Origin of the sequence: Sphingomicrobium nitratireducens (assembly GCF_026157035.1) — a bacterium.
Classification (GTDB): domain Bacteria; phylum Pseudomonadota; class Alphaproteobacteria; order Sphingomonadales; family Sphingomonadaceae; genus Sphingomicrobium; species Sphingomicrobium nitratireducens.
In genome coordinates, this window is the sequence record NZ_JANJZA010000001.1 from 1,080,521 (window position 1) to 1,099,716 (window position 19,196).

Annotated in this window: 20 protein-coding genes; 12 read left to right on the forward strand and 8 right to left on the reverse strand. The window is 66.1% G+C overall.

All coding sequences use genetic code 11. The features are described from left to right. Positions 1 to 20: 20 nt before the first annotated feature. Both NNY25_RS05555 and NNY25_RS05560 read right to left on the reverse strand, forming a co-directional pair. Positions 21 to 458 carry a hypothetical protein gene (locus tag NNY25_RS05555; RefSeq protein ID WP_265570356.1) on the reverse strand — a complete coding sequence of 146 codons (438 nt, stop codon included), beginning with the start codon at positions 456 to 458 and terminating at the stop codon, positions 21 to 23. Positions 459 to 609: 151 nt separating this feature from the next. Next, the gene (locus NNY25_RS05560) at positions 610 to 1,005 is read right to left on the reverse strand and encodes an acyl-CoA thioesterase (protein WP_265570357.1); all 396 of its coding nucleotides are present in this window, start codon (positions 1,003 to 1,005) and stop codon (positions 610 to 612) included. A gap of 81 nt (positions 1,006 to 1,086) precedes the next feature. Here NNY25_RS05560 and NNY25_RS05565 point away from each other — a divergent pair, with 81 nt between their 5' ends. Beyond that, entirely contained in the window at positions 1,087 to 1,785 is a 699-nt protein-coding gene (locus tag NNY25_RS05565; RefSeq protein ID WP_265570359.1) for an NAD-dependent deacylase, read from the forward strand. Here NNY25_RS05565 and era read toward each other — a convergent pair. The 3 genes from era to lepB are packed head-to-tail and all read right to left on the reverse strand — an operon-like array spanning position 1,777 to position 4,162. Then, positions 1,777 to 2,670, reverse strand: coding sequence for a GTPase Era (gene era / locus NNY25_RS05570; RefSeq protein ID WP_265570360.1), 894 nt, complete (start codon positions 2,668 to 2,670; stop codon positions 1,777 to 1,779). The two genes, NNY25_RS05565 and era, sit on opposite strands and share 9 nt — an antisense overlap. Beyond that, the gene (gene rnc / locus NNY25_RS05575; RefSeq protein WP_265570361.1) at positions 2,667 to 3,332 is read right to left on the reverse strand and encodes a ribonuclease III; all 666 of its coding nucleotides are present in this window, start codon (positions 3,330 to 3,332) and stop codon (positions 2,667 to 2,669) included. The genes era and rnc overlap by 4 nt, the downstream gene beginning before the upstream one ends. Next, entirely contained in the window at positions 3,329 to 4,162 is an 834-nt protein-coding gene (lepB, locus tag NNY25_RS05580) for a signal peptidase I (protein ID WP_265570362.1), read from the reverse strand. The genes rnc and lepB overlap by 4 nt, the downstream gene beginning before the upstream one ends. A gap of 79 nt (positions 4,163 to 4,241) precedes the next feature. Between lepB and pgi the strand changes: the two genes are divergently transcribed. The 6 genes from pgi to NNY25_RS05610 are packed head-to-tail and all read left to right on the forward strand — an operon-like array spanning position 4,242 to position 11,183. Continuing rightward, positions 4,242 to 5,756 (forward strand): glucose-6-phosphate isomerase, encoded by a 1,515-nt coding sequence (gene pgi / locus NNY25_RS05585; protein WP_265570363.1) that lies wholly within the window; start codon positions 4,242 to 4,244, stop codon positions 5,754 to 5,756. After that, a complete protein-coding gene (locus NNY25_RS05590) occupies positions 5,753 to 6,583 on the forward strand; it encodes a pepsin/retropepsin-like aspartic protease family protein (RefSeq protein ID WP_265570364.1) in 831 nt (276 codons plus the stop codon). The genes pgi and NNY25_RS05590 overlap by 4 nt, the downstream gene beginning before the upstream one ends. Next, the gene (gene gorA / locus NNY25_RS05595) at positions 6,576 to 7,922 is read left to right on the forward strand and encodes a glutathione-disulfide reductase (RefSeq protein ID WP_265570365.1); all 1,347 of its coding nucleotides are present in this window, start codon (positions 6,576 to 6,578) and stop codon (positions 7,920 to 7,922) included. Before NNY25_RS05590 ends, gorA begins: the two co-directional genes overlap by 8 nt. Then, complete coding sequence (locus NNY25_RS05600) at positions 7,922 to 9,508, forward strand: phytoene desaturase family protein (protein WP_265570366.1); 1,587 nt, start codon at positions 7,922 to 7,924, stop codon at positions 9,506 to 9,508. The genes gorA and NNY25_RS05600 overlap by 1 nt, the downstream gene beginning before the upstream one ends. Then, positions 9,505 to 10,719: a CaiB/BaiF CoA transferase family protein gene (locus NNY25_RS05605; protein WP_265570367.1), complete on the forward strand. Its 1,215-nt coding sequence runs from the start codon at positions 9,505 to 9,507 to the stop codon at positions 10,717 to 10,719. Before NNY25_RS05600 ends, NNY25_RS05605 begins: the two co-directional genes overlap by 4 nt. A gap of 59 nt (positions 10,720 to 10,778) precedes the next feature. Continuing rightward, the gene (locus NNY25_RS05610; protein ID WP_265570368.1) at positions 10,779 to 11,183 is read left to right on the forward strand and encodes a cupin domain-containing protein; all 405 of its coding nucleotides are present in this window, start codon (positions 10,779 to 10,781) and stop codon (positions 11,181 to 11,183) included. A 6-nt stretch (positions 11,184 to 11,189) separates the two neighbouring features. On the opposite strand, the gene NNY25_RS05615 is transcribed toward NNY25_RS05610, so the two are convergent. Both NNY25_RS05615 and NNY25_RS05620 read right to left on the reverse strand, forming a co-directional pair. After that, entirely contained in the window at positions 11,190 to 11,981 is a 792-nt protein-coding gene (locus tag NNY25_RS05615; protein WP_265570369.1) for a hypothetical protein, read from the reverse strand. 7 nt (positions 11,982 to 11,988) lie between these two features. Next, a complete protein-coding gene (locus NNY25_RS05620; protein WP_265570370.1) occupies positions 11,989 to 13,200 on the reverse strand; it encodes a toxic anion resistance protein in 1,212 nt (403 codons plus the stop codon). Positions 13,201 to 13,436: 236 nt separating this feature from the next. On the opposite strand from NNY25_RS05620, the gene NNY25_RS05625 reads away from it, so the two are divergent. The 3 genes from NNY25_RS05625 to NNY25_RS05635 are packed head-to-tail and all read left to right on the forward strand — an operon-like array spanning position 13,437 to position 15,599. Further along, complete coding sequence (locus NNY25_RS05625) at positions 13,437 to 14,744, forward strand: pilus assembly protein TadG-related protein (protein WP_265570372.1); 1,308 nt, start codon at positions 13,437 to 13,439, stop codon at positions 14,742 to 14,744. A 4-nt stretch (positions 14,745 to 14,748) separates the two neighbouring features. Further along, on the forward strand, positions 14,749 to 15,207 hold the full coding sequence (locus NNY25_RS05630; RefSeq protein WP_265570373.1) for a TadE/TadG family type IV pilus assembly protein: 459 nt from the start codon (positions 14,749 to 14,751) through the stop codon (positions 15,205 to 15,207). Then, positions 15,204 to 15,599 carry a TadE/TadG family type IV pilus assembly protein gene (locus NNY25_RS05635; protein WP_265570374.1) on the forward strand — a complete coding sequence of 132 codons (396 nt, stop codon included), beginning with the start codon at positions 15,204 to 15,206 and terminating at the stop codon, positions 15,597 to 15,599. The genes NNY25_RS05630 and NNY25_RS05635 overlap by 4 nt, the downstream gene beginning before the upstream one ends. Here the strand turns inward: NNY25_RS05635 and NNY25_RS05640 are convergent. Beyond that, on the reverse strand, positions 15,596 to 16,354 hold the full coding sequence (locus tag NNY25_RS05640; RefSeq protein WP_265570376.1) for an enoyl-CoA hydratase-related protein: 759 nt from the start codon (positions 16,352 to 16,354) through the stop codon (positions 15,596 to 15,598). The two genes, NNY25_RS05635 and NNY25_RS05640, sit on opposite strands and share 4 nt — an antisense overlap. Positions 16,355 to 16,441: 87 nt before the next feature. Between NNY25_RS05640 and fsa the strand changes: the two genes are divergently transcribed. Together fsa and NNY25_RS05650 are read left to right on the forward strand one after the other, a co-directional pair. Then, complete coding sequence (fsa, locus tag NNY25_RS05645; RefSeq protein WP_265570377.1) at positions 16,442 to 17,095, forward strand: fructose-6-phosphate aldolase; 654 nt, start codon at positions 16,442 to 16,444, stop codon at positions 17,093 to 17,095. 64 nt (positions 17,096 to 17,159) lie between these two features. Continuing rightward, positions 17,160 to 19,187: a M3 family metallopeptidase gene (locus tag NNY25_RS05650; protein WP_265570378.1), complete on the forward strand. Its 2,028-nt coding sequence runs from the start codon at positions 17,160 to 17,162 to the stop codon at positions 19,185 to 19,187. Positions 19,188 to 19,196 lie beyond the last annotated feature (9 nt).

The window sequence follows — 19,196 nt, forward strand, 5'->3', positions numbered from 1 at the left end:
GCGTCGCCGGTCTTGCAACCTTAGCGTTTGGTCAGGTGACGCAGCAGCATCGTACCGCCGATGGTGCGGAACTTGGCGCGCTCGCCGCTCTCGGCCTGGAGCTGGGCGGTCGTGCGCTTCATGTAGGCCTCGTAAGCCGCCTGGCGACGGTCGCTTTCGGCATTGTCGGGCCAGTCGTTGAAGGTCGTCACGAGATAGATGTCGGGTTCGCCTTCGCGATTATGGACGTTGGCGAAGGCGTAGTAGCTGTTGATCCAGCCTTGCGACTTGGCGAATTCCTGGTTCGCCATCCAGCGGTTGGCGATGTAGTTCGCATAGTCGAGGCCGTGTCCGTCATCGACGTCGATGCCGGTCACTTCCCAATAGTCGCCGCCCACCAGCGGCCATTGCTGCGCACTTGCAGGCGTGGCGAAAGCGAGGGTCGCGGCCGCGGCCGCCCCGATCATCCAGTTCTTCATGTCAGTCTCCCTGTTGCCGGGCCATCGGGCCCGGGGTCCCCGGGGAGCTACTTGTCTACGCACACGCCTCAGGCGGATCGCAATCTGTCTGGGGCCTTGTCTCCCCGCGGGCGGCCTTATGCGCCGTTTTTCGCGAAGAGTCTAACCTGGATCAAAGTTCGGGAAGGAAGCGCCGGGCGACGTCGCGTGCAAGGCGGGCAGGGCGCCTGGAGGCGGCATCGAGACAGCACCACGTGCTCTTGGCTTCGGCCACCACTTCCTCGCCGCGCTTGATGATCGTGGTAAAGAAGACTTTCGCACCCTGCATCTTCTCGGCGATCACGTCCGCGACGACGTCGTCGTCGAGGAAAGTCGGGCGGCGGTAGCTGATCTCGTGCTTGAGCGCGACCCACAGGTGGCGCGCGACCGCATCGGGCGGCGCGATCGATTCCCAGTAGCGCACGACCGCGTCCTGTACCCATTTCAGATAGACGGCATTGTTGACGTGACCCATGTGATCGATGTCGTCCTGCCGGATGCCGATCTGGTGATGATACGCGTCAACCATGTCGGAACCATCGCATAATTGACATTGATGTCAACAGCATGACGGTTTCGAAACGGGCCATTTTCTGCGAATGGCGGTGCGATGCGTGATTTTCGCAACATCGTCGTCCTGACCGGAGCCGGGATCAGCGCGGAGAGCGGGCTGGCGACCTTTCGCGGGCCCGAGGGGCTGTGGGAAGGGCACCGCGTCGAGGACGTCGCGACGCCGGAGGCCTTCGCCCGCGATCCCGAGCTCGTCCAGCGATTCTACGATGCGCGCCGCGCGAACCTTGCGAGCGTCGCGCCCAATCGGGCGCACGAAGCCCTCGCGCGGCTCGATGCCGAATGGGACGGCGAGTTGCTGATCGTCACCCAGAATGTCGACGACCTGCACGAGCGGGCAGGAGCGAGGCGCATCCTCCACATGCACGGCGAACTGAACAGCGCCTGGTGCCTCGCCTGCGACGCGCGCGCCCGAAGCCCCGCAACATTGCTCGACGGCCCGTCATGCCCCGCTTGCGGCAAGCCGGCGCTGCGCCCCGACATCGTCTGGTTCGGCGAGATGCCCTACGGCATGGACGCGATCGAGGCGGCGCTGATGCAGGCCGACCTGTTCGTCTCCATCGGCACCTCGGGAGCGGTCTATCCGGCGGCGGGTTTCGTCCAGACCGCACGCTATCGCGGCACGCGGACGCTCGAGCTCAACCTCGAGCCGAGCCAGGGCAGCATCTTCTTCGACGAAAGTCGCATGGGCCCTGCAAGCGAGCTGGTGCCCTCCTTCGTCGACGAACTGCTAGGCTGACCAGTCGAGTCCGACTTCCTCGTAGACGTCGCGGTCCTCGTCCCACTTGGGGTCGACCTTGACGTGGAGGAAGAGGTGGACCTTGCGCCCGAGATGCTCGGAGATCTCCTTGCGCGCCGCCTCGCCGATCGACTTGAGCTTCGAGCCGCCCTTGCCCAGCACGATGCCCTTCTGGCTGTCGCGGGCGATGCGGATTTGCTGGTGGATCGCGGTCGACCCGTCGGGACGATCCTCCCACTTCTCGGTCACCACCGCCGACGCGTAGGGCAGTTCCTGGTGAAGCTGGCGGTAGAGTTGCTCGCGGGTCATCTCGGCTGCGATCATGCGGTCGGTCGCGTCCGACAGCTGGTCCTCGGGAAAGTGCCACGGCCCCTCGGGCATGACCGAGGCGAGGTGCGCCTTCAGATCGTCGACCCCGTCGCCGAGCGTCGCCGAGATGAAGAACACCGCTTCGGGCGAAAGCCGGTCGTGGAGGTCCTGCGCGAGCTTGAGCATATCCGCCTTGTTGGCGGCATCGACCTTGTTGAGGACGAGGATCTTGGCCTCGGGACGACCTTCGAGGCCCTCGACCAGCATCTGCGCCTTCTTGTTGAGTCCGGTCGAGGCATCGACTAGCACCACCAGCCGGTCGGCGTCTTCGGCGCCTTCCCAGGCCGCCTTGACCATCGCGCGGTCGAGCCGGCGGCCGGGCGCGAAGATGCCGGGCGTGTCGAGCAGCAAGAGCTGTGCCTCGCCGTGGATCGCGATCCCCATCAGTCGGGTGCGCGTGGTCTGCGCCTTGGGCGAAGTGATCGCGACCTTCTGGCCGACGAGCGCGTTGACGAGGGTCGACTTGCCCGCATTGGGCGCGCCGAGCACGGCGACGAGGCCGCAAGTCTTGGTCATTGCAAATTCTCCAACAGCGCAGCCGCTGCGGCGGTCTCCGCTTCCTGCTTGGACGCGCCGTCTGCTTCCGCTTCGCGCCCTCCGGCCAGCGTCACGCGGACGCGGAAGCTGGGGGCGTGGTGCGGGCCGCTGCGCCCGATCATCTCGTAGCGCGGGGTGCCGATATTGAGCTTGGCGGCGAGTTCCTGCAGCTCGTTCTTGGGGTGGACGGGCGCCTTGCGCTGTTCGTCGAGGAAGGGAGCCCATTGCGCCTTGATGAAGTCCTCGCACGGCGCCAGTCCCTGGTCGAGATAGAGCGCGCCGAGCAAAGCCTCGACGACGTCGCCCAGCACGTTGTCGCTGGTCTCCGCGCGATTCTCGCGCGCCTGCTGGGAGAGGCGGATGTGCGAGGCGAGCTTGATCGCGCGCGCGACCTCGGCGCAGGTCTCGCGGGCGACAAGCGCGGCGTAACGCCGGTTCATCTTGCCTTCCGCCTCGTGGGGGAAACGGTCGTAAAGCCAGCGCGCGACGACCAGCCCGAGCACGCGGTCGCCCAGGAATTCCAGCCGTTCGTAATTCTCGTCGCCCTTGCGGCTGCCGTGGGTCAGCGCCTGCTCGAACAGGGCCGGATCGGCGGGTTCGACCCCGAATAGCGCAAGAGCGAGTTTGGCGGCGCTCGTCATCCGCCGTAGCCGACCCCGATGCGGCCCGGCCGGAGCGCGGTGAGCCAGGTCCACGGAAGGAGATAGTTGGCACTGCCGTCGGTCGACCAGAAATTGCCGATCGCGCGCCCGACGAGGTTCTCGATCGGAACGAACCCGATCCCGCCCTGGAAGGGGGAGAAGCGGGAATCGAGGCTGTCGTCGCGATTGTCGCCCATCAGGAAGACGTGCCCCGCTGGCACGGTGATCGGGCCGTACGTGTCCGCGGCGGGGGTGTTGACCTGGTCGAGCACGACGTAGGAGCGTCCGCCCGGGAGCGTCTCGCGATAAGCGGGGTAAAGGCAGGCCTCGGTGCCGTCCTCGAGGCTGCGCACCTGCGGCACCGCGTTGCCGACCACGCGGCACGGGCTGTTCTCGCTGATCGGCATCGCGAAATTGGCGAGCCGCTGCTTGGGGATCGGCTTGCCGTTGAGGATCACGGTGCCCATGCGCACTTCGATCGTGTCGCCCGGAAGACCGATCACGCGCTTGACGAAGTCGACGTCCTCCTGCCCGGGCGGACGGAACACGACGACGTCGCCGCGTTCGGGAACATTCTCGAGCACGCGCCCGTCGAACGAGGGGATCTGCAGCGGGAAACTGTAGCGGGAATAGCCGTAGGGCCATTTGGCGACGAACAGATAGTCGCCGATCATCATCGTCGGCAGCATCGAACCCGACGGGATCGAGAAAGGGGCGACGATGAAGCTGCGCAGGATCCAGGCGAAAATGGCGAGGCCGATCAGGAATCGCCAGAGCGAGCCCTCCTTCTTTTCCGGCGTCTCGTCCGCCCTGGTCTGCTGATCGGTCATGGAGGGCGCTTCTTCTCGCATCGCGCGGGAAGGTCAAGCGGGGATGGCAATCGCATCGACGAACGCTAAGAGGAGCGCGATGAGCGATTCCGACAGCCTTGCCGCCGCCTGGAGCCAGATCGAGGAGTTCGAGGTTCCGCCGATCGAGGCGCTCTTCGCCGCCGAACCCGATCGCCTCGACCGACTGGTCACCGACGCGGCGGGGATTCGCTTCGACTGGTCGAAGACCCATCTCGAACGCGATCTTCTCGACGCGTTCGAAGCGCTCGCAAGCGCCGCAGATCTCGAGGGCAAGCGCCGCGCGCTGTTCGCGGGCGAGGTCGTCAATCCGAGCGAGGGGCGTGCGGCCACGCACGTCGCCGAGCGCGGTGAGGGGGCGGGCGAGGACAACCGCATCGCTGCCATGCTGCGCCAGCGCATGCGCAGCCTGGTCGATGCGATCGAGGCCGAAGCGTTCGGCGAAGTCGACGCGATCCTCCACATCGGGATCGGCGGCTCGGCGCTCGGCCCGGCGCTCGCGGTCGACGCGCTGGGGCGGGGCGGCACCAAGCTCGAGCTGCGCACACTCGCCAATATCGACGGCGAGGCGATGGACGAGGCGCTGATCGGGCTCGACCCGGGCACGACGCTGGTCGTCGCCGTGTCCAAGAGTTTCACCACCACCGAGACGCTCGCCAATCTCGAATCAGCGCTCGAATGGCTCGAGGGTGCGGGCATCGAGGACCCGGCGGCGCAGGTCGTCGCGGTGACCGCCAACCCGGACAAGGCGATCGCGTTCGGGATCGACGAGACGCGCATCCTGCCCTTCGCCGACAGCGTGGGCGGGCGCTATTCTCTGTGGTCGTCGGTCGGCGTGTCGATCGCGCTGGCGCTCGGCTGGGACGCCTACGAGGCGATGCTCGAGGGCGCGGCGGCAATGGACCGCCATTTCAAGCTTGCCCCGCTGGCCGGGAACGCGCCGGTCATCGCGGCCTTCAGCGACCTCTATTACACCCAGAACCGCCATGCCGAGACGCGCGCGGTATTCGCCTACGACGAACGGCTGCGGCTTCTCGTGCCCTATCTCCAGCAGCTGGTGATGGAATCGAACGGCAAGGGCGTCACCGCCAACGGCGAGCATCTCGACCGCCCGACCTCGGCGATTCTGTGGGGCGGGGTCGGCACCGATGCGCAGCACGCCGTCTTCCAACTGCTCCACCAGGGCAGCCATCTCGTTCCGGTCGAATTCGTCGCGGTGATCGAGAACGAGGACAGCCAGGACCCGCGCCAGCACCGTCAGCTGCTCCTCAACGCCTTCGCGCAAGGGGCGGCGCTGATGACGGGGCGCGATCATGACGATCCTGCGCGCGCGTATCCGGGCGATCGTCCGTCGGCGACGATCCTGCTCGAGCGCCTGGATGCGCACTCGCTGGGCGCATTGATCGCCTTCTACGAGCATCGCACCTTCGTCGAGGCGGCGCTTCTCGGCATCAACCCGTTCGACCAGTTCGGGGTCGAACTCGGCAAGGAAATGGCGCGCGCCATCGACGACCCGGAGGCGCGCGAAGGATTCGATACCTCGACCCGCGCCCTCATGGAAAAGGCAGGCTTGTGAAGCGTATTTTCGTCCTTCTTGCGCTGCTGGGCGCGTCTCCGGCCGGGGCCGAACCGCTCGAAACGGTCGGCAACCGCCTGTTCCTCGATGCGCGCGTCAACGGGGTCGAGACCCGCGCCCTTCTCGACAGCGGGGCCGAGGTCAGCATCCTCTCTCCCGAGTTCGCGGCGCGCGCGGGCCTGCAGGCCGACGGCGAAGCGACCGAAGCGCGCGGGACCGGCGCGGGGCCGCAGGACGCAGTGCTGCTGGAAAGCGTTCATGTCGACGCGCTCGGTCTCGCTCTCGAAGCACCCGCCGCTATCATCGATCTGCAGGATGTCTCGGCGCGGCTCGTCGGGCGCCCGCTCGACCTCATCGTCGGCCGCTCGCTGTTCGACAGAGCGCGGCTCGCGATCGACATCGAGGGCGGCACCATCGCCCTCGCCGAAAACGCGATCGGTCCCGGCACCGTTCTTCCGCTCGGCGAGGCACAAGGGTTGGCGACGATCCCGGCGCGGCTCGGCGAAGTGGTCGTGCCCGCGCTGTTCGACCTCGGCAACGGCAGCCGGCCGCAAGTCTCGCGCGCCTTGGTCGATCGCCTCGGCCTCGAGGTCGTGGGCACCGAGACGGCGGGCGGGATCGGCGGCGCGCACGAACGCGACCTCGTCGCGCTCCCGACGCTGACGCTGGCCGGGCGCACGTTCGACGGGCTGATCGCGTCGGTCGACGAGACCGACGGGGACCTCATCAACGTCGGCACGTCGATTCTTCGCCACTACCTGATCGTCACCGACTTTTCCGCCGGCTGGATCCGGCTCGATCCGCGTAACGAGGCACAAGATGGCTGAACATTACGACCTGTTCGTGATCGGCGCGGGTTCGGGCGGGGTGCGCGCGGCACGCATCGCGGCGGGACATGGCGCGAAGGTTGGCATCGCCGAGGACTACCGCGTTGGCGGGACCTGCGTCATTCGCGGCTGCGTGCCCAAGAAATTGCTCGTCTACGGCGCGCATTTCGCCGAGGACATCGAGGATGCGGCCATGTTCGGCTGGGACATCCCGGAAAAGCGCTTCGTGTGGCCGACGCTGCGCGACAACGTACTCGCCGAAGTCGACCGGCTCGAGGGCCTCTACCGCCAGACACTCCAGAACAACAAGGTCGACCTCTACGAGGCGCGCGGCAGGCTCGCGGGCGGGGGCAAGGTCCAACTGTCGACCGGCGAGACGGTGACCGTCGACAAGATTCTCGTCGCGGTCGGCGCGTGGCCCTTCATGCCGGACATTCCGGGCATCGAGCATGCCATCACCTCGAACGAGGTGTTCCACCTGCCCGAGTTGCCCAAGCGCGTCGCGATTGCGGGCGGCGGCTATATCGCCAACGAATTCGCGGGCATTTTCAACCAGTTCGGCGCGCATGTTACGATCGTCAATCGCTCCGACACGATCCTGCGCGGCTATGACGAGCAAGTGCGCGACCGGCTGCTCCAGATCTCGATGACCAAGGGCATCGACTTCCGCTTCAACTCGACCTTCGAGACGATCGAGAAGATGGACGACGGCCGCCTGCACCTGACCATGAAGGGTTGCGACGACATGGAAGTCGACCAGCTCGTCTTCGCCACCGGGCGCATCCCCAAGACCGACGATCTCGGCTGCGAGGTCGCAGGCGTCTCGCTCGACGACAAGGGCGCGATCAAGGTCGACGAGTATAACCAAACGAGCGCCAAGGGGGTGTTCGCGGTGGGCGACGTCACCGACCGCATCCAGCTGACCCCGGTCGCGATCCGCGAGGGACACGCCTTCGCCGACACGCAGTTCGGCGACGCGCCGCGCACGGTCGACTACGACTTCGTCCCCAACGCGGTCTTCTCGCACCCGCCGGTCGCCGCGGTCGGGCTCACCGAGAGCCAGGCGCGCGAGCGCTTCGGCAACGAAGTAAAGACCTACACGTCCGACTTCCGCGCGATGAAGAACGTGCTCGCCAACCGCCACGAACGCTCGCTCTACAAGCTCGTCGTCGAGCCGGTCAGCGACAAGGTGGTCGGCATCCACATGATCGGGCCCGAGACGCCCGAAATTCTTCAGGCTGCAGCGATCGCGGTGAAGGCGGGGCTGACCAAGGCCGATTTCGACGCGACCGTGGCGCTCCACCCGACCATGGCTGAAGAACTGGTGTTGATGCGGTAATGAGCGACGCGATTGTCATCGGAGCGGGGCATAATGGGCTGGTCTGCGCCTATTACCTCGCCAAGAAGGGCCTTAAGGTCACGATCGTCGAGGCGGCGGAAACGGTTGGCGGCGCGGCCGTCACCGACGAATTCTCGCCCGGCTTCCGGAACAGCGCGGCGAGCTACACGGTCAGTCTGCTCAATCCCAAGGTCATCGCCGACATGGACCTGGCGCGCCACGGGCTGCAGATCGTGCTGCGCAAGATCGACAATTTCCTGCCCGGCAAGGGACACGACTACTTGCTCGCGGGGCGCGACGGGCTGACGCGTCAGGAACTGGCGCGGCGGCGCCCCAATGACGGGCGCGCCTACGACCGCTACATCGCCGATCTCGAGATCGTCGTCGGGCTGATCAAGAAGTGGCTGCTGCGCGCACCGGTCGAGGCGGGCGCGGGCCTGTCGGGGCTGCCGAAGCTCCTGGCGCTCGGCAAGGACCTCGTCGGGCTCGATACGAAGGAAATCGACACGCTCCACCGCTTTGCGACGCGCAGCGCGGGCGAGATCCTCGACAGCTATTTCGAAGGCGAGTTGGCCAAGGCACTGTTCGGCTTCGACGGGATCGTCGGCAATTTCGCCTCGCCCTACACGCCGGGCACCGCCTACGTTCTGCTCCATCATCTTTTTGGCGAAGTGAACGGGGTCGAAGGCGCGTGGGGGCACGCGATCGGCGGGATGGGCGCGATCACGCAGGCGATGGCGCGCGCCGCGCGCGAGGCCGGCGTCGACATCGTCCTCAACACGCCGGTCGAGGAGATCATCGTCGAGAAAGGCCGCGCGGTGGGCGTGGTCGCGGGCGGCAAGGCGCGCCGCGCGAGCCGCGTCATCGCCGGGGTCAATCCCAAGCTATTGTTCGAACGGCTGGTGCCCGAGGGCGCGGTCGAGCGGCCGGTCGAGCGCCACTTCGCCAACTGGTCGTGCGAGAGCGCGACCTTCCGCATGAACGTGGCGCTGTCGCGGCTGCCCAACTTCACCGCGCTCCCGGGGCGCGGCAATCACCTCACCGCCGGCATCATCATCGGCCCGAGCCTCGACTACATGGAGCGCGCGCATGCCAGCGCGGTGCTCCACGGCTGGTCGGACGAGCCGGTGGTCGAGATGCTTGTCCCCTCGACGCTCGACCCCACGCTCGCGCCCAAGGGCAAGCATGTCGCGAGCCTGTTCTGCCAGCATTTCCGCTACCGATTGCCGGGCGGGACGAGCTGGGACGACGTGCGCGAGAAGGCGGCCGATCATGTCATCGCGACCATGGACCGCTACGCGCCGGGTTTTGCCGAAAGCGTCATCGACCGCCAGATCCACTCGCCGCTCGACCTCGAGCGCCGCTTCGGGCTGATCGGGGGCGACATCTTCCACGGCAAGATGGGGCTCGACCAACTCTTCTCGGCACGCCCGATGATCGGCGCCGCCGACTATCGCATGCCGCTGCCGGGCCTGTATCTCTGCGGCTCGGGCGCGCATCCGGGCGGCGGGGTGACCGGCGCGCCGGGACACAACGCGGCGCGTGCGGTGCTCGCCGACATGAAGCCGTGGAAACGCGCCTCGTGAGCGCGAAACCGCTTGCCGGGCTCAAGGTGCTCGACCTCAGCCGGGTGCTGGCGGGGCCGTGGTGCACGCAGCTCCTTGCAGACCTCGGCGCGGAGGTGATCAAGGTCGAGAAGCCTGGCGCGGGCGACGACACGCGCCATTGGGGGCCGCCCTGGCACGAGCATGAAGGCGAGAAGGTCGCGGCCTATTTCCTCGCCGCCAATCGCGGCAAGAAGAGTCTCGCGCTCGACTTCGCGACGCCCGAAGGGGCCGAGGTCGTGCGCCGCATGGCAGCGGATGCCGACGTGCTGGTCGAGAATTACAAGGTGGGCGGGCTCGAGAAATACGGGCTCGACGCGAATAGCCTGCGCGCCGCCAATCCGCGCCTCGTCACGGCCTCGGTGACCGGCTTCGGGCAGGACGGGCCCTACGCGCCGCGCGCGGGCTACGACTATATCATCCAAGCGATGGGCGGGATGATGAGCGTCACCGGCCTTCCCGACGACGAACCGGGCGGCGGGCCGCTCAAGGTCGGGGTGGCGATCGCCGACATTTTCACCGGGATGTACACGGCCAGCGCCATCCTTGCGGCCTTGCACGAGCGCGAGCGGACGGGCGAGGGGGCGGTGATCGACATGGCGCTGTTCGACACGCAGCTCGCGGTCCTCGCCAACCAGGCGTCGAATGCGCTCGTCTCGGGACGAGACCCGCAGCGGCTCGGCAACGGCCACCCCAATATCGTGCCCTACCAGCCCTTCCGGGCCAGCGACCAGCCGCTGGTGATCGCGGTCGGCAACGATGGCCAGTTCGCGAGGCTGGCAGAGATTTGCGGCCATCCCGAGTGGACGAGCGACGAGCGCTTCGCAACCAACGCGGCGCGCGTCGCCAATCGCGAGGCGATCGTCGCCAAGATCGGGGCGGTGATTGCCGACCGGCCGGCGTCCGACTGGCTCGACGAATTGCTCGAGGCGGGCATCCCGGCGGGCCCGATCAACACGATCACGCAGGCGCTCGCCGACCCGCAGGCGCTGCACCGCGGCGCGAGGCAGCAGCGCGGGGTAGGGGCCTTGGGCGAAGTGCCGATGGTGGGATCGCCGATCCGCCTCGACGGGATGCGCGCCGATGCCGAACTCGCGCCGCCCGCGCTGGGCGAACATTCGGACGATGTCTTGTTGCGGTGGCTCGAGGCGGACGAGATCGCGGCGCTGCGCGCCCGCGGCGTCGTCGGCTGACGGCCTTAACTTGGAGCAACTTTGGGTCTAGTCTTCCTCCTTCTACAGGAGGGAATGACATGATTAGGACATTAGCGATCGGCCTGCTTGCGCTGGGCACGGCGGCAGCTGCCCACGGCCCCGAGAATCTCGCGGCCAGCGAATTGGAGTGGGTCGAAATCATACCTGGGGTCGATTTCGCACCTGCCTTCGGCGACTGGGCCAAGGAAGGTCACGGCAAGTTCGTGCGCTTGGCGCCGGGCGCGAGTGTCCCGATGCACACCCATTCGGGCAGCTATGAAGGCGTCTTCGTTTCAGGCGAGATGGTCAATATTCTCGATGGAGGCACTCGGGTCGCGGTGGGGCCGGGCCATTATTTCCAGATGGCCGGAGGTCGCCTCCACGGGCACGAATGCGTGTCGGAGGTTCCATGCTTCTTCTACACTCATTCGCCGGCGGCTTGGGACATTCAGGTCCCTGAATAAAAGCGGCTAGAGGTCTTCCTCGCCCTTGTAGCGGGCCTTGATGAAGCGGCCTTGCGTCTCGAGCGCGGCGAGATCGCGCTGCGCCATCTTCTCGCCGAGTTCGCCGAGCGCCTCGCGGCCCGCCTTGAGCCCGTCGACCAGCCGCTCGTCCACCGTCAGGCCCTCGCCGTCGATCGCGTCGCGATAGGAAGGGGGCACGTGCGAATAGCGCTCGATCAGGCCGGGCAGGTGCTTCGACATCAGCCGGCGCGCTTCCTGCGCATGTTCGTTCATCGCCTCGACCCGCGACAGCGCCTTCTTGAGGTCGGGCAGCTTGGCGTGAATGAGGTCGACCTCGACCCTCGCGGCCGAGGGGAGCGAGGGGCGCGCGCGCGTCAGCAAACTGTCGAAACGCGACACCATCTCGGCGTTGGAAAGATCGTCGGAGATGACCGGCGAGGGACGGACGGTATCGTTCGGGCTCCACATGGCGAGCAGCGCGGCGACGCCGATGGCGAGGCCGACCGCGGCGATGAAGCCGAACAAGCCGATCGGCATGAACAGGCCGATGCCGATGGTGATGAGGCTGATCGCTCCGACCGCCATCCCGATCCGCGCCAGCCGCCCGCCTAGGTCGCCCATGACGCGCTCATATTCGCGTTTGCGCGCCTGCCGGGCCGCCCCGTGCGCTTCGTCGGCGCGCTCGAGAATGCGGTCGGCGCGGGCGAGCGCACGGTCGGTCTTCACGTTGACGGCCGCGGCGCGGTCCATCTCCTTGAAGTGGTGTTCGATCGTACGCGTGAGGTCGGAGATGCTCATCGTGGCGTCAGCGGCTCTCGATCGCCTCGAACGGGCTGGCCTGCTGCTCCTTGCGGCCCTGCTCGACGCCTTCGGCGCGCGCGATATAGCCCTTCGACTTCTTCATCTCGCCCTCGAGCACGTTGACCGTCTGCTTCATGTTGTCGAGCGCGGCGAGCTTGAACGTATCGATCTGGTCCATCGTGTCATAGATGTTCTGGAAAGCGCGCTGGAGCGTCTCGACCGGAATGGTCGAGCTGGCCGCCTGCTCGTGGATCGCGCCCGTCTGGGTGCGCAGCAACTCGCCGGTGGAATCGATCATGTTGGCGGTCGTCGTGTTCAGGGCGGTGACCTGTTCGAGCACCAGCTTCTGGTTGCTCATCGCCTGCGCGACGGTGACCGCGGTGCGCAGCGCCGAAACGGTGGTGGTCGAGGCGCGGTCGACGCCCTTCACCAACTCGACATTGTTCTTCTTGACGAGGTCGAGCGCGAGGTAGCCCTGCACGGTGACCGCCATCTGCGTCAGCAGGTCCTGCGTACGCTGGCGGGTGTAGAAGAGCGCGGTCTCGCGGATCGCCTTGGCCTTGGCCGGGTCGGTGGCGTCGAGCTCGGCCGCCTTGGACTCGAGTTGGCCGTCGAGCGTCTTGGAGATGTGCACCATCTGCTCGAGCTTGTGCATCGTCTTCCACAGGCCGGCGCGTTCGGTATCGATCGCGGCATTGTCCATCAGCAATTCGTCCTTGCCGTTCTGGAGGCGGCCGAGGATCGCACTGATGTGGCTCTGCGAGCTGCGATACTTGTCGAAATAGCGGTTCACGCGCTTGCCGAACGGGATGATGCCGAGAAGCTTGCGCCCGGTCAGCGCCTTGGAATTCTCGCGCGGGTCGAGATCCTCGACCGTGCGGCGCAGCTCGGTCAGGTCGGCGCCGATGCCGGTATCACTGTCGATCGCCTTGACCGGGCGGTCGAGGAAGCGCGAGCTGGCGCCTGCGGCCTCCGAGATTTCCTTGCGGCCCATTGCGGTCAGCTGGTCGACCTTCTTGCCGAATTCGGGGCTGTTGGGGTCGAGCGCGGCCAATTCGTCGATGAAGGCGTCGACCTTCTTGTCGAGTTCGGAGCGTTCCTCCTCCTTCAAGGGCACCAGCCCCTCCGCCTGGTGGACGGCGATCGGCTGCAGCGCCTCGGGCGGATCGAGCTTGATCTTGGTCGCCGTCTGGGTCTCGGTCTTGGTCTCTTCCATCGAATGTCCCTCTATCGGTGCGTCGCCCGTTCGCCTTGAAGGTGGCGTGCGGGGCGGCGCAACGCAATAACAATCACTGTGTTATCCATGTAATACGCATGACAAGTCCCTGCAAGACCTGCCGCATCGGAAACGTGGTTAGGCATTCGTCAACCACGCCTCATAAGGCTTCACATACCCTGTTCGCGCTATCCGGCCCGATGACCATGCGTGGAAACCGCACGCCGGAGGTGGGTATGAAGAAGCTTTTGAAGCGTATCTGGAACGACAAGCGCGGCAACGTGCTGATCCTGACGGCCGCCGCCATGCCGATGGTGATCGGTGCGGCAGGCCTTGCCACGGACACCGTCCAGTGGACCGTCACCAAGCGCCAGCTGCAGCGCGCTGCCGACTCCGCCGCGTTCGCGGGCGTCTACGCCGAAATGCAGGGCCAGACCGTCTCGAATGCAGTCAACACGGACCTGGCCCATAACAACACCACCGGGCTCGCCATCGTGGGCACGCCGGGCATCACCTATCCCGCCGACACCGGCACCTACAGCAAGGCGGTACGCGTCGAACTGAGCGTTCAGCGCCCGCTGACCTTCACGGCCTTGTTCTTGTCCGAGCCGATCACGATCACGGCTGCGGGGACCGCGGCCATCGTCCCGGTCGGCGAATATTGCGTCGTCAGCCTCGAGAATACGGGTGCGACCGGCATTACCGCGACCGGTAGCGCGAGGCTCGATCTGGGTTGCGGCATGATCACCAATTCGACGTCGCTCGACGCGGCGGTCGCCACTGGTGCCTCGACCGTCGACGCCTCGCCGATCGCGGCCGTGGGTGGCATCGACACGGAAGGCAACTGGGGCGACGATACGACGTTCCTGCCGTTCACGGTTGCCCAGCCCGACCCGTTTGCCAGCGTCAATCCGTCGCCGCCCACGCCCTGCAACGGCGGCAGTATCCGCATCAATTCGAGCGGCAACGTCATCGGTGGCGGTGCGTCGCCCATTTCTACCGATTCCAGCGGCAGGCACACGTTCGGTCCCGGTTGCTACAGCGATATCGATATCGGCGCGAAGGCCAAGTTCGAGCCCGGCATCTATTACATCAATGGCGGCGACTTCGACCTTGGATCTCAGGCCGACCTGATCGCGACCGATGGCGTCACCATCGTCCTGACCAACATCAGCTCGAGCAGCACCGCGACGATCGGCAACGTCGATATCAACGCGGGTGCCAAATACAAGATCGAGTCGCCCGACAGCGGCACGTTCAAGGGCATTGCGATCTACCAGGATCGTCGCGCCACCGACACTTCGTCCAGCTCGGCGTCGAGCCCCAACAAGATCAACGGGCACGCTGACGCGATCTTGGAAGGCGCGCTGTACTTCCCGAGCCAGCAGCTGACGGTAAATGGTACGGCAGGGATGAATACGGCGTGCATGCAGCTCGTCGCGCGCCGCGTCTATTTTTCGGGCACCAGCGACATTTCCAACACCTGCGATTCCGACAGCGGCGCATCGAGCTTTGCGGGCCAGCACATCCGGTTGGTGGGGTAAGAAAATGAAGAAATTTCTCAACCTTCTCAAGCGGGACGAGCGCGGCACTTCGGTGATCGAACTCGCCATGGTCGCGCCGGTATTGATCACGCTGATCATCGGCGTATCGGACCTCAGCCTCGCATATTCGGAGAAGCTCAACCTCGAGCAGTCTGCGCAGCGGGCCGTCGAAAAGGTCATGCAGCGTTCGGCAAATGGAACGACGACTGGCACCTTGCGCGCCGAGGCCGCCGCGACTGCAGGCGTCGATGCCAGCGAGGTCACCGTCGATGCGTGGCTCGAATGCGACGGCGTTCGCCAGGACAATTACGACACCACCTGCACGTCGGGGACGACTTACGCGCGCTACCTGTCGGTCGACATCCAGAGCGAATACGAGCCGATGTTCCCGCTCAAGGTGTTCGGCGCCAACGACAACGGCAATTACGACATCAACGGCCACGCAGGGATCCGCACGCAATGAGCAAGATCTTCAAGACGCTTCGCGACAGCGAACGCGGCGCGGCCGCGGTCGAGTTCGCGCTCGCCCTCCCGCTCTTCCTGAGCTTCATTCTCGGGCTGTGGCAGCTCGGCCTGGTCTTCTGGGCCAATGCCGGCGTGCAGCACGCGCTGGGCGAGGGGGCGCGCTACGCGAACATCTACCCCACCCCGACCGACGACGAGATCAAGGCCTATATCGTCGCGCGGGAATTCGGCACGCACAACGGCACGCTGCAGGATGCTGTCATCACGACCGATAGCGCCAACGGCTACAAGACGATCGCGATCAGCTATTCGCAGCCGACCGACTTCATCTTCTTCGAGGGCCCGACGGTCGCCATCGACAAGTCGAAGCGCGTCTACACCGCCAACTAGGCCTTCGCGCGCGCCGCGAAGAAGGCGGTAATCACCTCGCGCACCTCGTCCGAGGTGAGCCGCTCGGCGAAATGGCCGTTCTCGGTCCTCATCCGCTCGTGCACTGCGTCGCGGTCGACCTTGCGCAGCAGCGTCTGGGTGAGCCGTGCCGACTGGGGCGGGCGCGACAGGAAACGCGCCTTCACGCGATCGAATTCCGCCTCGAGCCCGCCTTCGTCGGCGACGTGGCTGGCGATCCCGTAGCCCAGCGCCTCGTCCGCGCCGAAGCTCTCGCCGAGCAGCAGCACCTTCGCGGCGACGCGCCGACCGGCCAGCTGCGGGATGATCATCGAACTGGCCGCCTCGGGGACGAGGCCGAGTTCGGTGAACGGCATTTTGAAGCGGCACCCGCGCTCTGCGACGACTAGGTCGCAGTGGAGCAGCATGGTGGTGCCGATGCCGATCGCGTTGCCGTGGACGCCCGCGAGGATCGGCACCTCGTTGTCGGCCAGTGCGCGCAGGAAACGCCACACCGGGATGTCGCTGCCATCGCGCGGCATTTCGGCCATGAAATCCATCAGGTCGTTGCCCGCGGTGAAGTCCTGGCCCTCGCCGCGCAGCGTGATCAGGCGGACTGACTCGTCGCCCTTGGCGCCTTCGATCGCCTCGGCGAGCGCGGCGTACATGGCGACCGTGATGGCGTTGCGCCGCTCGGGGCGCGCCAGCGTGATCGCGAGAACGGCGCCGTCACGTTCGATCCGGACATGCTCGCTCATGGAAAATTCCCTTTCGAATCGGGTGACGGGGGCAGGCCCAATCGCTATCGCTTGGGCGACTTTTGCGCCAGAGACGGGAGCGACCCCATGAAATTCTTCGCCGACACTGCCGACACCGATGCCATTCGCGAACTTGCCGCAACGGGCCTGCTCGACGGTGTGACGACCAACCCCTCGCTGATCAAGAAGGCGGGGCGCGACATCATGGACGTCACCCGCGAAATCTGCAGCATCGTGGACGGCCCCGTGTCGGCCGAGGTGGTCGCAACCGACCATGACGAGATGATGCGCGAGGCCGAGGTGCTACGCAAGCTGGGCGACAATATCGCGATCAAGGTGCCGCTCACCATCGACGGGCTGAAGACCTGCAAGAAGCTCACCGGCGACGGGACGATGGTCAACGTGACGCTGTGCTTCTCGGCCAACCAGGCGCTGCTCGCGGCAAAAGCGGGCGCGAGCTTCATCTCGCCGTTCGTCGGGCGTCACGACGATGTCGGCTATCCCGGCATCGAACTGATCGCCGACATCCGCCTCATCTACGACAATTACGATTTCGACACCGAAATCCTCGTCGCCTCGGTGCGCAACCCGATCCACATCCACGACAGCGCCAAGCTGGGCGCGGACGTGATGACCGCACCGCCCGAGGTCATCTGGCGCATGTTCGATCATCCGCTGACCGACAAGGGCCTCGCTGCCTTCCTCAAGGACTGGGAAGCGACCGGCCAGACCATTGGCTAATCGGCCTAACCTGGATTAAGCTGGCGACGATCCGGCCGTCCCGGCCGTCAGGGGGTTGTCTGCCATGCGTCATCTCGTTGCCCTTTTCCTCGCTTCGGCGAGCCTCGTTCCGTCCGCGCACGCCGCGACGGGCGATCAAGTCGATGCCTTTACCGCCGCGCTGCCGATGGTGCCCAAGGACGCCGCCGCAGTGTCCGCACGCTGCGACGAGGGGATGGCACTGCTCGAGGCGGGGAAGGCGCGGCTCGAGGCGCAAACCGGGCCGGCAAGCCTCGAAAAGGACCTCGTTGCCCACGACCGGCTGCTCCAACTTGTGCGGGCGGTCTATGGCGAGAACGATGTCATCGGCGCGACCAACAAGGACAAGGCGATCCGCGACGCGGCGATCGCCTGTTCGACGCGCGCGGCGGCATTCGACACCGACTTGTTCCTGTCGCCGGCGATCTACGCGCGCCTGTCGGCGATCCCGATGCAGAGCATTCCCGAGGACTTGCGCTACGGCTTTGAAGACCAGCTCAATTCGATGCGATTGTCGGGGGTGACGCTGGCCCCGGAGGCGCGCGCGACAATTGCCGCGCTCGAAAAGGAAATCGCCGGGCTCGGCGCGGACTTCGGGCGCAACATCGCCGAGAATCAGGGCAAGATCCGATTTTCGCCGGCCGCGCTCGTCGGGTTGCCGGCCGACTGGCTTGAAGCGCATCCCGCGGACGACGACGGGTTGGTGGTGGTGACCACGGCTGCGCCCGACATCCAGCCGGTGATCCAGTTCGCAGACCTGCGCGGAACCCGGCGCGCGGCCGTCCGCGCGATGCTCGACGTCGCCTGGCCGGAGAACAAGCCGGTGCTTGAAGCGCTGATCGACAAGCGTGCCGAGCGCGCGAAGCTGCTCGGCTTCGACAGCCACGCCGCTGCCTCGATGTCCGACCGGATGATCGGATCGCCCGAACGGGCATGGGACTTTCTCGAGCAGATGGGCGCGCTATCGAAGGACATCGCGACGCGCGAACTGGCCGAATTGACCGAGTTCGCGCGCACGATCGACCCGACGATCGACACGCTCGAATGGTCGGACATCCCCTATTTCACCGACAAGCTCGACCGTCAGCGCCACCGCGTCGACGCCGCCGAGCTGCGGCAATATTTCACGACCGACGCGACCCGGCAGGGCATCTTCGACCTGATGACAAGCCTGTTCGGCGCGACCTTCGCGCCGTGGGCTACCCCGGTGTGGGACGAGAGCGTCACCACCTGGGAGATGCGCGACGAGGACGGCAGCACGCTCGGCCGCTTCTATCTCGACCTCTACCCGCGTGAGGGCAAGTTCAACCATGCCGCGCAATTCTCGATCCGCCAGGGCATGCGCGATGGCGACCTGCCGGTCGCCGCGCTGATCACCAATTTCTCCAAGGCCGGGCAGATGGACCATGGCGAGGCGGTGACCTTCCTGCACGAGTTCGGGCACCTCGTGCAGAAGATGTATTCCGATCACCAGCCCTATGCGATGCAATCACGCTCGGCGCTGCCCGGCGATTTCGGCGAGGCGCCCTCGACCTTCCTCGAGGAATGGGCGTTCGACTATCCCACGCTCGCCACCTTTGCGCGCAATGCCGAGGGCGAGACGATCCCCGAAGCGCTGGTAGAGCGCGCCAACCTCGCGCGCCGTTTCGGCCGTGCGCAGTCGATGCGAACTGGGTTGGCATTGTCCGCGGCCTCGCTTGCGCTGTACGAAACCCCGCCTCCGGTCGACGTCGTGGCGGTGTTCCGCAAGGCGATGACCGACTATCTGATGGTGCCGCTCGGCGAGGGGGCGTTCCTCGGCATGTGGGGCCACCTCTACGGCTATTCGTCCAATTACTATACCTACGACTGGTCGAAGGCGATCGCGCTCGACCTGCAGACGCGCTTCACCGCGGCAGGGATGCACGACAAGGCGACCGCGCACGCCTATCGAGACGAGGTGCTGCGTTCGGGCGGCAAGCGGTCGCCCGATGCGATGATCGAGGCCTTTCTCGGGCGCCCGCTGAACTTTGAGGCGGTCAAGGATTATCTCGCGCCGGCCCCTGCAAGCGCGACTTTGAGCACCGGAAATTAACCTTGCCGC